Origin of the sequence: Streptomyces zinciresistens K42 (assembly GCF_000225525.1) — a bacterium.
In the GTDB taxonomy this organism is placed as follows: Bacteria; Actinomycetota; Actinomycetes; order Streptomycetales; family Streptomycetaceae; genus Streptomyces; species Streptomyces zinciresistens.
In genome coordinates this window covers 46,201-60,291 of sequence record NZ_AGBF01000027.1, presented here as the reverse complement: position 1 = coordinate 60,291, position 14,091 = coordinate 46,201, and the positions used below count along the sequence as shown (strand labels likewise).

Below are 14,091 nucleotides of genomic sequence, written 5' to 3'. Positions count from 1 at the left end.
GGTATTCCGGCTTCGCGGGCTTGGCAGGGTACGCGGGCTTGGCCGGGTACGCGGGCTTCGCGGGCTTCGCGGGGTGGGCGGGCTTGCTCGGGTACGCGGGCTTCGCCGGGTGGGCGGGCTTGGCGGGGTACACCGGCTTGGCAGGGTATGCGGGCTTGGCGGGCTTGCTGGGGTACTCCGGCTTCGCGGGCTTGGCAGGGTACGCGGGCTTCGCGGGGTGAGCGGGCTTGGCCGGATACTCGGGCTTCACCGGCTTGGCCGGGTGCGCCGGGTACTCGGGCTTGGCGGGCTTCACGGGATGCGCGGGCTTCTCCGGATATCCGGGCTTCACGGGATGCGCGGGACGGTCCGGCCGCACGGGCTTCGCCGGGTACGCGGGCTTGCCCGGGTGGTCGGGCTTCGCCGGATACGCCGCCTGCGGCGCGTGCGCCTGGTGCGGCTTGTCCGGGTACGGGTGCGGGCTGCCGTGGTCCTCGGCGTAGGCGGCACCCGCGCTCGCCAGCGCGGCAGCGGCGAGCGCGGCGGCCATGGCGGTGGGCGCCAGAACGGATCGCCATCGCGGCGGTGTCCTCATGTTCCACTCTCCTCGACTTGGTTCAGGGACTCGTGACGGCGGGTCAGCACCAAGAGCCGGACAGTGAGATAGATAGGAAATGGGGTGATATGAATAACACTGGCGGGGTCATATGCCACCGGATGGGGTAGCGCCGGAAAGGTGCCGGTCCCGGCGCCGAGACACCCGCCCACCACGCCGTTCCCGTCGATCGCACCCCGGCAGCGGTGCCCCGGGCCCACCTCACCTGAATGCCTGTCAGGGCGTGCACACAGGCGTCCCGCAGCCCGCGGGCGCAGCCGCCACGCGGTTCGTCGCCCGATACCTGGAGCAGAACCACGGCCGTCGTCCCACTGCGTGACGACGGGGACGTCCGAGTCGGCGTACGTGAACCACAGTCCGGGCTCGACCGTGAGCTGGCTGCCGCGACTGCCTCGGCGGTCCACTCGGGGCATATCGCAAGCAGTCGCATCACCGCGCGCCTCGCGCGGGTCACCGACGCCAGCCAGGGAGGACGTACGTGAACAACATGCGCGCTGGACTCGAATTGCGCCGCTACCGGCATGTGCACGTGGCCGCGATCCGTGAGGTCCTCTTGGACGTCCACGACGAGGTGTACGCCGGCGTTGATGATCCGCTCGCCCCGCGCGAGGCATTCAGCAAGTTCGTCGACAGCTGGTCGTCGAAGGACGGGTTCGCGTGCGTCGTCGGGTACGACCAGGGCGAGCCTGTCGGATATGCGTACGGGGCGCCGCTCAGTGGGGCCACGACGTGGTGGGAGAGGGTGACCCCGCCTCTGCCCGGGATGCTTGCTTCGGAGACAGGTACACGGACCTTCGCCCTGTCCGAGCTGATGGTGCGTGGGCCGTGGCGCGGCACAGGGGCCTCGCGGCAGATCCACGACGAACTCGTACGCGAGCGCCCGGAGGAACGGGTGACCCTGCTCGTACACAAGGATCACCTGAAGGTGCGGGCGCTGTACGAGCGTTGGGGCTACCGCACAGTGGGCGAAACGGTGCCGTTCGAGGGAGCGCCGGAGTTGTGCGCGATGCTGCTGGATCGGCGCGACTGACCAGCCGGCTCAGCGGGCACGACGAAAGACCCGTCGCTCCCATGTCGGAACACCCCCGCGTCTGCGGGGAGGGCTCTTTCTGACCAGGGCGTTAAGAGTGGCTTTGCGAGTTCTTTGCGTTGAGGGGGTGGAGGGTGCGCGGCTGGCGTTCGTGCATCCCTGCCACTTTGGACCTCGTCTCGATTCGCGGGTCGGCGGGAGCGGATGAGGGTGCGGGCGATGCGGTGGTGGGGTGGTGAACCGGATGCGATGTGACGGCTGAGATGTTCGAATGGCGGGCGCGCTCGCTCTGGTCCTGTGCTTCAACTCGCCCCGTACGAGACCCCCCTTCGTCGTGGCGGGTGCGTCCGTTGTGCAGGGTCTCCCGGATACGGTTGCCCTACAGGCCGGTGTGCGTCGTCCGGTGGGTGGCGCGTGGAGACGGGGAAGCGCAGGATGCTGGAGCTCATATCGCTGGCGACGGTCACGGCAATGCTGGGGGCCGTGGGCGCGGGGATGGGTAACGAGGCGGGGCGGAACGCGTACCTGATGATCGGCGGGTTGGCGCGGCGGATCGCGGGGCGGGAGGTGCCGGCCCCCGAGCGGCCCGCCGAGTGGGAGGGACTGGCCCGGCTGTTGTACGAGGGGGCGTTGCGCAGTCCGGAGCACGCGCGGGGGCTGGCCGAGGTGGACGCGGTGGTCGGCAGGGCGTTGATCCAGGCGCGCATCCGTACCTCGCCGCAACTGCCCGAGGGCGTCCGGGGTTTCGTCGATCGCGACAAGCAGATGAAGCGGCTTACGCGCGAGGCGTCGCGCAAGTTCGACGGACGTGCGCGCAGGGTCCATCTGTACGGGCCCGAGGGGATGGGCGGCACCTCACTCGCCCTGCGCTGGGGCTGGCGCGAGTTGCAGCGGTATCCGGACGGGCAACTGTACGTGGACCTGGCCCGGGTGCCGGACCCTGCCCTGGCGCTCCGACAAGCCCTGAGCAGCCTGGGGTTGGGCCCGCAGGACATCCCGCCGGGTCTGGGGGAGCGGATGGATCTCTTCCGCCGGCTTGTCGCGGACCGGCGCCTGCTCATCGTTCTCGACCATGTCCAGAGTGCCGCACAGGCGGCGCCGCTGCTCACCTCGGCGCCCGGGGTGTTCACCATCGTCGTCGCCCACCGCCGTCTCGCCCAGGCGGACGCCGAACCGGTCGAGGTGGTGCCGCTGCCCGAGAAGTACGCCGTCGAACTGCTCACCGAGGTCGCGGGGAAGCGCACCGTTCAGGAAGCGCGTGCCCGCGCCGTGCTGGCGCAGGTGCTCGAACAATGCGGCGGATCCCCGTACGCGTTGCGGACGTTCGCGTCGCTGCTCGAAGCGCGCCTGGGAGAGGAGGGGACTGCGACCGTGTCCGGGAACGAGCCCGCCCACGCCGCCGCGCAGGAGCGGTACCGCACGCTCGGGCCGACCGCCGCCCGGCTGTACAGGCTTTCGGCGCTGTGGCCGTGGCCGGCGCTCAGCCCGGCCGTGGCGGGGGCCATGGCCGAGGTCGAGGAGGCCGAGGCCGCCCGGCTGCTCGCTGAGTTCGCCGAGGAGGGGCTCGTCGAGGAGACCGGAACCGGCACGGGCCGCTACCGCTTCCGTCCCGCCGTGCGGCGGCACGCCGAGCGGGCCGCCGCACAGGAGGACGGCATCCCCGCCTGCTCCAGGGCCGTCACGCGCGCGGTGGAGTGGCTGTTGGCGTTCGCGGTGCGCGCCGATCGCGCCGCCCTGCCGGAACGCTGGCACGTGGGGCCCCTGTTCGCCGAGCTGCCTCCCGGGCCGTACGCCTCGAAGGGCGAGGCGGTCACCGCCCTCGGCACCGAACTGGGAAACCTCGTGCAGGCGGTGTTCGCTGCCGAGGAGTACCGTCTCGGGGACACCGCGTGTCAGCTCTGCGAGGCCCTGTGGGCCCTCCAGTTGAAGGACGGGCGCCACGAGGAGATCCTCCCGGCGCTTCGGGTGGGTACGAGGGTCGCTGACGACGTCTGTCCCGGCACCCGGATGGCGGGGCGCATGCACACCCTGCACGCGATGGCCCTGATCGAGTCGCGACGGTTCGACGAGGCCGGGATCCAGGCGGAGGCGGCTGCGGCGGCCGAGCGGCAGGCGGGACACCTGCGGGGTCTGGCAACCGCCGTGGAGACGCTGGGACTTGTGCGGCTGGGGCAGTGGGGATTCCCCGATGCCCACGACCTGTTCGTCGAGTCGGACGGCATCTGGGAGCGGATCGGCCCCGGCGACGACGGCTACCGTGACAAGCCCCGTGCTCGTGCCCTTCTGAAGCGGCACCGGGGGCGCGCGCTGAACGGCCTTCATCGTCCGGACGAGGCCGAGGAGTTGCTGGTGGCGGCTCTCGGGTTCTTCCGCGAGAGGGAGCCGTACAACACGGCCCGCACGCTCACCGATCTGGCGGAGACGTACCGCGGTGCCGGGCGGCAGGCGGAGGCGTTGCCGCTGATCGACGAGGCGATCGACGCGCTCGCGGGCGAGAACGCCCGCTACCACGTCCGTCACCTTCGAGCGCTGCGTGATCGCTGTGTCAACGAGCCGGGGCCCGCCCCCGGGTGACCGACACCCGATGGGCGGTCCGGCCGGTCCGCACGGTCAGTCCGCCCGCCAGGTCCGCGGGGTCCTTGCCGAGGGCGAGCCAGGCGTGCAACGCGGAGGCGTAGACGGCCGGGTCGGCTCCCTGCGCCTCGGCGTCGAGGTGCAGGAGCGCTCCGTCCCTCGTCCGCACCACGCAGCGGCCTGCGGTGGTGACGTACGCGGCGAGTGCGCAGCCGGGGTGGCGTTCCAGCACCTCGGCGGTCCAGTACTCGGGCGGGCCCAGCCTGGGGTCGTCGGGTGAGCCGTGTCTGAAGATGACATCGGCGGTGGCCAGGTGACCGGGGTCCAGGGTGTCCTCGTGCACCGCCGTGTGCGCTTCGCCCGGGTCCTGCGGTTCGTGGCGCGGATCGGCGTAGCGGGTGACCGACACCTCGGTCGCACCCACCACGGACGTCAGCACCCGCAGCGGAGCCGTGCGCACCGGTGGGTCGTAGGAGGGCAGTGGCAGCGGGTCGAGCAGTGCCGGGGCCGGGGGCTCGGGCATCCCCATGACGTCGTAGAAGACGCGGCGCAGCCGGGCGGCCGCCTCACCCGGGGCGGAAGTCGTGAACTCGGCGGGCCCGCGCATCGGTTGGTGCGCGGCCAGCAGAGTGTCCAACTGGGGCCGCAGCGGCGCGTGCGGGTCCAGCCGCGGTGCTTTCCGCACGAAGTCGGCCACCGGTGAATCGGCGGCCAGACCGGTGAGTGCCGCGGTTCCGAGCAGGACGGGGATGCCGAGGGCCGCGGCATAGTACGAGACCGACCCGAAGTCGCCCAGCACGGCGTCCGCCGCCAGCAGTGCCTGCTGCCACCCCTCCAGCGGATCGACGAGCGTCAGGCCGCCGCGTTGCGCCCTGTCCAGCCACGACCGGATTTGTCCGGGCCCGTGGCCGTGCCAGATGTTGGGATGCAGTACTGCCGCTGTCCGGTGCTCGTCCGCGGCGAGTTCGGCGGTCAACTTCGGCAGGAGAAGGGGCAGTACGTCCTCGCCGCCACCGTCCCCGAACAACGACTCGGGGTTCCACGTTGAGTTGAGCACCACCAGCCGCTGCCCGCGTCTCACACCCAACGCCCTGCGGAAGCGCTCCCGGTACGGGCGCGCCGCCAGCATCCTGTCGAAGCAGGGATCTCCCGCGAGCACCGCTGTCGGGCCTGCTTGCGGGCAGGCGTTTCGCAACCGCTCGATCTGTTCGGGATGCGAGAGCACCAGCACGTCCGCGACAGGGACGCCGTCCGCTGCCAGCAGCCACTCGGAGGAAAGCCCGAAAACCGGCCCGGCTGCCCGGCTGCCCGGCTGCCCGGCTGCCCGGCTGCCCGGCTGCCCGGCTGCCCGGCTGGCGGAGTATTTTATTGTAGCCAACTCCATGGGAAATTATTGTCAATTCGCCCTGGATGTCCTGCATTTCGCCGCCGAAACTGGCGGCCAGCGCCAGATCGACCGGAGTGCGCAATGCCTGGTCCCAGGGCAGTACCGGCACCCCCACGCGCGTCAGCAAGTCGTTCACTCCCGACTGGAACGGCGAGGAGCCGGTGCAGGTCGCGAGGAGTTGCACACGCAGGTCGTCACGGAACAGCGGCAGCACGTCCAGCAAGCGGGTGGCCGAGGTCACGTTGTGGACGATCAGCAGCACTTTCCGGCAGTGCCCGCGAGTCGCCCATCCGGTCGATCCGCGCCCCACCGGCACGCGGAGCCATCCGGTCCGTCCCTCGCTCACCCTGCCTCCTCCTGGCGCGCATGGCGCCCCGTGCGTGAGCGCAGCCTAACCAAGCCGGTGCAAGCGCTCGCAGGGTGCCGTGGCGAGTGGCGATGCGGCGCCTCGGCGGGGCCGTCCGGCCCGCGCCCCACGCGTGGGGACATCCGCCGAGCCGGTCGGTTTCCCAGTCGTCCGGGCGTTGGCGACAGGCTCGCGCAGATCCGGAAGGCAGTCCGTCGCTTCCCCCGCCGAGCGTGCCGCGGTCCTGGGTACGACAGCCGACCGGTATCCGTGGCGGGCCGCCGCTGTCGCGTACCAGGTTTCCAAGCGCTGGCGGTGGGGGTGGGGGGCTCTTCGCCGACCCCGTACCGTTGCGTCCGGCCGGACACCACTCTGCAACCCCTCCTGATCCCGGGCGCGGACGATGCCGGGCCCGATGGCCGCCGCTGCCTGCGGGGACCGCCGCTGGTCCGGCCTCGGCCGCGGAGACGGCATGAGCGCCGTACTCGGCCGACGCGACCGCCCTCACCTGCGGACAGGCGTACTTCCCCGGCTCGCGGCCGACTCCGGGGCAGCCGCGGAAGGCGGTACCGGCTTCGGTGCCCGGCGCGTCGGAGGCGGTGCACTCCCGGGCCACCGGGCGCGGCCGATGTCCCCGGTCGCCACCGGTCGGCAGGGCCGGGCAGGCAGCCGTCGGCCCCGCGGCGCGTGTGGCGGGATCCGCACCCGCCGTCCGCGTCCCCGTCCGCACCCGCCGTCCGCGTCCCCGTCCGCACCCGCCGTCCGCGCCCGCGTCCGCACCCGCCGTCCGCGTCCGAGCTGCTGATCGGTCGAACCGCCCCCGCCGGCTCGCCTGCCGCTTCTAGAGTGTGGTCATACGACGACCCGGGGAGCAGAGTCATGGATCCGATCTCGGCGGCAGTGCTGGCAGCCCTGGCGGGCGGCGTGGGCGGAGAGGTCGGACGCCAGGCGTGGCTAGCGCTCACCACCATGGTGCGGCGCCCGTTCCAGCGGAGCGCGGCCCCCGAAGAGGTGGAGATCAGCTCGGGGGAGGCCGAACTGGAACTGCTCGCGCAGGCGCCCGCCGACCCCCTCAGGGCGCAGGCCCTGGCCGTCGCGCTGGGAATGCGCGCCGCGCTGGACGCCGAGTTCCGCACGGGCCTGGCCGAGTGGCGGCCGTCGGCCGAGGAGGCGGCCTCGCAGGCGCAGGTGCACAACGAGATCAGCGGCGGAACACAGGAGACGGTGATCCAGGGCGGGGACTTCTCGAACCTCACGTTCCACGTCCGCGGCGACCGCCCGAACTGACCGGTCCGGGCCGGGCCACGGCCCGCGCGGCGCTCCGACCCGGGGTAGCGTGGTGCCAGATCTCACGGTCGAGCGCGGTGGCAGAGGACGGAAAATCGGCGTGAACCGCGCACCGTGCCTCTCTGACAGACTGTCGCCGTCCACTTGGTCGTGCGGAGGTGCCCCGTGGAGCCCGACAGGCGCATCCTCGTTCCGGTCGGTCCGGACGCACCCCGGTGGCGCACGTTCTGCGCCGGGCGCACCATCGTGGTGGCGGCGCGCACCGTCACGTCCCTGGTGCGGCTGCTCGACGTGGTGCCGGAAATCGTCCACGACGACGCTCGGGTCGCCGTTGTCTTCGCCTACGACCCCTCCTCGGCCTTCAACGACGGCGTCCTGGACCTGCTGCGCTCGCTGCGCTGCCGGACGATCCCCTGGGGCCGCCTGGGCGAGATCACCCCCGACCTGCTGATCTCGGCCAGTGAGAACATCGGCGTACCCGAGGGTTCGTACCCGGTACTCGTCCTGCCCCACGGAGTGGGGTTCCAGAAGCTCGTGCCGGATTCCGCCACGTCCGGCACCCGGCTGTCAGGACTGGTGTCCGACGGGTTGCTGAAGGACCGGCGGGCGTGGCTCGCCGTGTCGCACCCCGACCAGGAGCGCCAACTGGCCTGCGCACGCCCGGAGACGGCCGGCCGAACCGTGCTCGTCGGCGACCCGTGCTTCGACCGGCTGCGGGCCAGCGTGCGCTGGAGGCAGCGCTACCGCTCCGCCCTCGGGGTACGGGCGGAACAACGCCTCGTCATGGTCACCTCCACCTGGGGCGGCGAGTCGCTGATCGGCCGCATCCCGGACCTGCCCACCAGACTGCTGTCACAGCTCCCGGTCGACGAGGCCCGGGTGGCGCTGGTCATGCACCCCAACGTGTGGTCCGGTCACGGCGCCTGGCAGGTACGCACGATGCAGCGGTCGGCGAGGGAAGCCGGCCTGCTGCTGGTCGATCCGACGGACGGCTGGCAGCAGACCCTGCTGGCGGCCGACGTGGTGATCGGGGACAACGGCTCGGTGACGCTGTACGCCGCGGCGCTCGACAGGCCGGTGCTGCTCGCCGCGTTCGGTTCGGAGGCGGTCCCCGGCACGGCCGGGTACGCGCTTCGCTCCACGGCCGGGTGGCTCGACGCGGATGCGCCACTGGACCCCCAACTCCGGGCGGCGCAGGAGGAACACCGGCCGGGGCGGTTCTCGGCGATCGCCGAAGGGGCCTTCGCCGAACCCGGCGCTGCCCTGCCGCGACTGCGCCGGCTCGTCTACGAACTGCTCGACCTGGCCCCGCCGAAGGAGTCGTCCCGACCGCGCGGCGCTCGGGCTTTCGCCCCCGCCGCCGCGGTCGAGGAGCGCCTGACCTCCACCCTGGTGGAGACCGCCGTCCGGACAGCCCCGGACGGGCGAGTGTCCGTGGACGTCCGGCGGCTCCCCGCCCCGGTGGCCCGGGAGGGACAGGAAGGCGACGGAAGGTACTGGCACCTCGCCTGCGACGTGGACGAGCCGGACACCCGTCTGAGCGAGGGGGCGTCGGTCCTGCTGCACACCGCGCCGCACGCCGCCTCGGACGACGCGGCCGAGCTGCTGCGCCGCACCCTCGCCGACTTCCCGGGCGCCCGCCTCACGGCGGCGGCCGTCGACGACGCCTGCCTGATCCGCCTGCGGGACCGCCGCACCGTGACGGCCCGGCCCTCGGACGGCAGCCGTCCGGACCCGGCGATCGCGGCGGCCGCCGTGTACGGGCTCCTGCGGCACGGGACAGAGCTGGACGCCGCCACGGTGGTGGTGCGCCTCGGCCCGCGACGGCAGGAGCTGACCCTCCGCTCGACGCCCGGCCGCGCAGGTCCGCCGGTCGGGCGGGCCTGAACGCGTCACTCAGCCGGCCAGCCGGGCCCTGACCTCGGCGGCGCGGGGGCTCCCGAGCTTCTCGAAGAGAGTGAGCGCGGCCCGCAGGTGGCTCAGCGCCTCCTCCTGCCGATCCTGGAGGTCCGCCAGATCCACCAGGGCCTGCGCCCGGTACTCCAGCGCCTCCTGCCGGGCCAGCTCGGCGGCGGCCTCGGCCAAGGCGTCCCGGGCCTCGACCCGTTGGCCCAGACGGCCACGGATACGGCCCACATCCGCCAGTGCCCGCGCGGCCATCCGCCGGTCGCCGAGGTGGAGCAGCCTGCTCCGGGCCTCACTGACCGCGTCCAGCGCGGACCGGTGGTCGCCGGCCGCGCTCAACGCGCAGCCGAGGAAGTATGCGGCGAGCACCTCGCCGCGCACCTCCCCGGCCTCGATGTTGAGCGACAGCGACTGCCGGTACGCGTCAACAGCCAGCACCGGATCGCGCCGGCTCCAGTAGCGCCCGAGGAATTCCTGGACCGAAGCCTGGAGGACGCGGTGGCCCGACTCCACGGCGAGCCGTTCGGCGGCCACCAGCTCGGTGTGGGCGGCCTCGTCGCGGCCGAAGTCGAGCAGCGGGCGGGAGAGCAGGCTGCGCAGCCGGGCCTCGGCGGCCGGATGCCGGTCCTGAGCCGCGGCCTCGATGCCGAGTTCGAGGCACTCGCGCCAGTCGGTGACATGGCGGTGGTGCAGGAAGAGCACGGTCAGCACCTCCGCGAGCTGCCAGACCTGCCGGTGCAGACCGAAGTGCGCTGCCGACCGCACGACCGCCATGAGGTTGGGACGCTCCGCCACCAGCCAGCTGAGGGCTTCCGCTCCGGGGTCCTCGCTGCGGGCGAAGGGGTTCGCGGCCCGCTCGCCACTCGGGTCGGCGAGGACGTCGTCCGGGCTCAGAATCCGCAAGCGGTCCTCGCGGATCGACAGGTCGGCCAGCAGGGCCAGCGCGAGGTAGTGGCCCACCGCGCGCCGCACGACGAGCCTTTCGAAACCCACGGGTTCGCCCGCGTCGGCCGCCGCCCGCGCGTGCCGGGCGACGACGCTGTGGAACCGGTGCCGGCCGTCGTCCGTCGCGGTGAGCACGCTGGCTTCGTGCAGCACGTCCAGTTGCACCCGGGCGTCCCGCACGTCGCTCTGCGCGGCGAGCGCCGCCAACCCCGTGTCGAAGACGCGGACGGGGAGGCAGCCCAGAACGCGGTAGAGGTGGGCAGCCGGTGCGGGAAGCTCCCGGTGGACGAGGTCGAAAGCTGCCATGACGCCGCGTTCCTCGGGACCGGCGGCCCCGGCAACACGGCTCGGTCTGCGTTGCTCCTCGGCGAGTTCCTCGGCCAACTCCCTCACTGTCAGGCCCCGGTGGGTCATGAGCCGCGTGGCCATGACCCGCAGCGCGATGGGCATGCCCTCGCACAGTCGCGCCAGTTCGGCGGCGGCTGCGGCATCGCCCGCGATCCGCTCCGCACCGCAGAGCGCGACGAGCAACTGCACGGAACTGTCACCGTCCAGAGCGTCCAGGTGCATCAACTCGGCTCCGTCCAGTACGAGTTCACTCAGCCGCGTCGTACTGGTCGCGAGCACGGCGCTGCCGGGCCCGTGCGGTACGAGCGCCGTGACCTGTGCGGCCCTGCTGACGTCGTCCAGCACCACCAGCAGCCGCTTGTCCGCGGACAGGGTGCGATAGCGGGTCGCGCGTTCGGCGGGCAGCCGGGGAATGGCCGCGTCCTCCTCCCCGAGTGCGCGAAGGAGCATGGCCAGGGCCTCCGACACGCCGGCCTCGGCTCCGTTGCGCACGGCCGCGAAGTCCACGAACAACTGCCCGTCGGGGAAGTGCTCGCGGCTTCGGTGCGCCACCTGGGAGGCCGTCGCGGACTTGCCGATCCCGGGCAGCCCGCTGAGCACGCCGATGGGGCAGTCGTCCGCGCCGTCGGCCGCTCTCGTCCGGAACAGGGCGTCGATCCGGGTCAGGACGCTTTCGTGGTTGACGTATCTGCGCGGCGGCCTCGGCACCTGGTCCGGCTTGCCGCCACGCAGCACGGGCGCGTTGGTGACGTGGTAGTTGAACGCGACTCCGCCATGGACGGCGCCCGCCATGACCGTCGGCCCGTGAACGGTGCCGCCCGCGATGCTGTTCCGCACGGTCGGCTGCGAGGAGGCTTCCGGACCGTCCGCCACGCCCATGGGTACCCGCCCTCGCCCTCGCACCCGCCCGCCGCAGCACGGCCGGGCGTTCCCGATCGGTCGAAGGCCACCGTACTGGACGCCCGTCGCCCATGGGGCCGCTCCGGTGCAGCGCACCCACACTGCGTACGACTGACTGTCCCTCACGCGGATGCCGCCGCGGGCGCGGGCGGTCCCGCGGTCATCGCGGAGCAAGGGCGCCTCCCGTGGCACGGGGCGGGGCGGGTGCGTGCGGGGTTGCACCTTCCGTAGCGGCATGTGGTCGGGTGGACGTACGTTCCGACGCCCTGAGGAAGGGTCCCTGCTCATGCGCTCCTCGTTCGTGCCACCCCGCCAGGTCAAGATCGGTGACGCGGCGGCCTTCGTCGGCGTCACGCCGCGCGCGATTCGCCACTACCACGAGATCGGCCTGCTCCCCGAGCCCGAGCGGGGCGGTGACGGCCGGCGCCGCTACGGGTACGAGGACATGATCCGTCTGCTGTGGATTCGCAGGACGGCCGACGCGGGGATCGCCCTGGACGACATCCGTGACGCCTTCGCCACCGGTTCGGCCGTCTCCGGTGTCCACGGCGGCGAAGCCCTCGCGGGCGTCCTGGAGCGGCTGGAGGAGAGTCTCGCCGGGCAGGAGGCGGAGTTGCGGCGGCAGCGGACCGCCGTGCAGCGGATGCGGAGCGAAGGCAGCCGGATGGGCCTGCTCTCCGACCTCGTCACCGACCGTCTCAAGCGCGTGCCGGAGGGCTCCCTGCGCCAGAAGGACCTGGACGGTCTGCTGGTCACCGAGCGGATCTTCGGACCTCTCGGCGCGGCCGTCCAGGCGACCCGTTTCGTCGCCCTGGCGATGCATCCCCGTCTGCGGGAGGAGTCCGACCGCGTCGATGACGCCGAGGAGGCACTCGACGACAGTGTCGCCGTCGATGATCCACGGGTGGCTCAAGTGGCCGCCTTGCGGCACGCTTTCGAATTCGCTCTGCATGACGTCATCGAGGAGTCCGGCCTGGGCAAGGACGACGATGCCCTCTTCGACGCCTGGGACACCGCGCACCCTCCCGGAGCCGATGACGGCGACGCCGGCCCCGGCAGGCGCGAGGCCGGCTCCATGAGCGCGTTCGAAGCCGTCGGCATGATGCCCTACGACTTCTCCCCGGCCCGCCTGCGCTGCCTGGAACTGGCCGGGGAACTCTTCGCACACGACCCGCCCGCCACCGGGGACACGGCTCAGGAGTAAGGGGAGTTCACCTATGTCTCGTGAGGCCGGTGCCGCGGGCAACCCCGCCGCCCCGCAGGCGAAAGCGGCCGTGCCGGCCCCTGACCGTGCTCACGCCGCGCTCGGGACGGTCAGCACTCACCGCGCCACGTGACCTTGGTGAGGGGGCCCGGGGGAGTCCGCGACCACCTTGTACGCTCCCGGACCGGGAGGGACGAGTGGCGAGGAGAACGCCCCCGAGCCCGGGAATCGCGGACAGCCGGTGTCCTCCATCCTCAGTAGCGTGCGGAGCAGGACCCGGCGGCCCCGCCGAAGACGGCGGCGGGGCGGGGACGAAGGCAGGCGGCTGACACGATGAACCGGACCGAACCCCAGCCCGTGCTCGGCACCCGTGCCCTCAGCCGGGCCACCCTGGCCCGGCAGCTGCTGCTGAGCCGGGCCCCGATGACCGCCCTCGCGGCCGTGGAGCACCTGGTCGGGCTCCAGGCCCAGGAGGTCAAGCCGCCGTACTACGCGCTCGCCGCCCGGCTGGAGGGGTTCGCCCCCGAGGAGCTGTCCCGGCTCCTCGGGGAGCGGGCGGTCGTGCGGATGGTCACGCTGCGCTCCACGATCCATCTCCACTCGGCCGAGGACGGCCTCTCCCTGCGCCCGCTGGTGCAGCCCGCCCGGGAGCGCGAGATCACCCACTTCCGCAAGGGACTCGTCGGCGTCGACCTCGACCGGCTCGCCGACCTCGCCCGCGCGCTCGTCGAGGCCGGGCCGCGCACCATGAGGCAGTTGCGTGAGGCCCTGGGCGCCGAATGGCCGGACGCCGACCCGCAGTCCCTGGCCGTCGCCGCCCGCTGCCGGCTGCCCCTGGTCCAGGTCACCCCGCGCGGGCAGTGGGGTCTGAGCGGACAGGTCGCCCTGACGACCGTCGAACACTGGCTGGACCGCCCGGAGAACCCCGGCACTCCCGCGGACGACGTGGTCCTGCGCTATCTGGCCGCCTTCGGGCCGGCGTCGGTGAAGGACCTGCAGACCTGGGCCGGACTGACCCGGATGCGGCCCGTCTTCGAACGGCTGCGGCCCCGGCTGCTCACCTTCCGCGACGAGAAGGGCGTCGAACTCTTCGACCTCCCCGACGCGCCCCGCCCCGACCCGGACACCCCGGCCCCGCCCCGGCTGCTGCCGGAGTTCGACAACCTGCTGCTCTCCCACGCCGACCGCAGCCGGGTCGTCCCGCCCGCCCGCCACGGCCGGACGTGGCAGGTGAACACCTTCTACTGCCCGCTCCTCGTCGACGGCTTCCTCGCGGGGGTGTGGCGGGTCGTCGACGACGCCCTGGTCGTCGAGCCGTTCACCGAACTGACCCGGGCTCGGCGCGCGGAGGTGGCCGAGGAGGCGGAGCGGGTGATGGGGGTGCTGCACCCGGACGGCTCCCGCGGCGTCCGCTTCGGGACCCTCCTCCCCGGGTGAGCCGCGGCGGACGGGCGGCGACCGGGGTCGCGGACGGGCGGCGGACGGGCGGCGGCCGGGGTCGCGGACGGGTGGCGGCCGGGCGGCGGCCGGGGACGCGGGCGTGGAAAGGGGGCGCTGCGAGCCGCTCGTG

At 72.9% G+C, this 14,091-nt stretch carries 8 protein-coding genes and 1 pseudogene; 6 read left to right on the top strand and 3 right to left on the bottom strand.

All coding sequences use genetic code 11. The features are described 5' to 3' along the window. Positions 1-574: pseudogene (locus tag SZN_RS42470) on the bottom strand (hypothetical protein); the annotation flags it as partial. A 508-nt stretch (positions 575-1,082) separates the two neighbouring features. On the opposite strand from SZN_RS42470, the gene SZN_RS11805 reads away from it, so the two are divergent. Both SZN_RS11805 and SZN_RS11800 read left to right on the top strand, forming a co-directional pair. Continuing rightward, a complete protein-coding gene (locus SZN_RS11805) occupies positions 1,083-1,625 on the top strand; it encodes a GNAT family N-acetyltransferase (RefSeq protein WP_007494594.1) in 543 nt (180 codons plus the stop codon). A 435-nt stretch (positions 1,626-2,060) separates the two neighbouring features. Beyond that, positions 2,061-4,199: a tetratricopeptide repeat protein gene (locus SZN_RS11800; RefSeq protein ID WP_007494593.1), complete on the top strand. Its 2,139-nt coding sequence runs from the start codon at positions 2,061-2,063 to the stop codon at positions 4,197-4,199. Here the strand turns inward: SZN_RS11800 and SZN_RS11795 are convergent. Continuing rightward, complete coding sequence (locus tag SZN_RS11795) at positions 4,171-5,583, bottom strand: hypothetical protein (RefSeq protein ID WP_244313336.1); 1,413 nt, start codon at positions 5,581-5,583, stop codon at positions 4,171-4,173. The two genes, SZN_RS11800 and SZN_RS11795, sit on opposite strands and share 29 nt — an antisense overlap. Before the next feature lie 1,228 nt (positions 5,584-6,811). Here SZN_RS11795 and SZN_RS11790 point away from each other — a divergent pair. Continuing rightward, a complete protein-coding gene (locus SZN_RS11790) occupies positions 6,812-7,219 on the top strand; it encodes a hypothetical protein (RefSeq protein WP_007494591.1) in 408 nt (135 codons plus the stop codon). 165 nt (positions 7,220-7,384) lie between these two features. Then, positions 7,385-9,106: a CDP-glycerol glycerophosphotransferase family protein gene (locus SZN_RS11785; protein ID WP_007494590.1), complete on the top strand. Its 1,722-nt coding sequence runs from the start codon at positions 7,385-7,387 to the stop codon at positions 9,104-9,106. Between the two features lie 9 nt (positions 9,107-9,115). Here the strand turns inward: SZN_RS11785 and SZN_RS11780 are convergent, their stop codons facing one another. After that, positions 9,116-11,296, bottom strand: a complete 2,181-nt coding sequence (locus tag SZN_RS11780) for an NB-ARC domain-containing protein (protein ID WP_007494589.1) — start codon at positions 11,294-11,296, stop codon at positions 9,116-9,118. A 307-nt stretch (positions 11,297-11,603) separates the two neighbouring features. Between SZN_RS11780 and SZN_RS11775 the strand changes: the two genes are divergently transcribed. Further along, positions 11,604-12,521 carry a MerR family transcriptional regulator gene (locus SZN_RS11775; RefSeq protein WP_007494588.1) on the top strand — a complete coding sequence of 306 codons (918 nt, stop codon included), beginning with the start codon at positions 11,604-11,606 and terminating at the stop codon, positions 12,519-12,521. 333 nt (positions 12,522-12,854) lie between these two features. After that, complete coding sequence (locus SZN_RS11770; RefSeq protein ID WP_007494587.1) at positions 12,855-13,958, top strand: winged helix DNA-binding domain-containing protein; 1,104 nt, start codon at positions 12,855-12,857, stop codon at positions 13,956-13,958. The last annotated feature ends 133 nt before the right edge of the window (positions 13,959-14,091 follow it).